1 pseudogene is annotated in these 284 nt (G+C 43.3%); it reads right to left on the reverse strand.

Annotation, left to right across the window (positions count from 1 at the left end):
* Nucleotides 1-284: pseudogene (locus H5183_RS21545) on the reverse strand (hypothetical protein); the annotation flags it as partial.

Raw genomic sequence — 284 nt, forward strand, 5'->3', positions numbered from 1 at the left:
TGAATAGGGTCATCAGCATCGGTGGGCCCAAAGCCTCGCGGAAATCCGCGGTGGTGATAATTAGGATGGGTAACCGTAAACTCAATCGATGCATAGGCATTGGGTTGTAATAAATCCAAACGCTCGCGTGGGAAGGTAATTGGCTCATTAGCATAGGCAGTTTTAAAATATTTATAACCAAAATCAATACCACAACTACTATGACCACACGACTCTGAATAGGCCGACTTTATCAAAAAAGGAAATTCTGGCACTGAGCCATCTTCTGTTTCAATCGTCACAAC

The organism is Pseudoalteromonas sp. SR44-8 (assembly GCF_014163635.1).
GTDB lineage: Bacteria > Pseudomonadota > Gammaproteobacteria > Enterobacterales > Alteromonadaceae > Pseudoalteromonas > Pseudoalteromonas rhizosphaerae.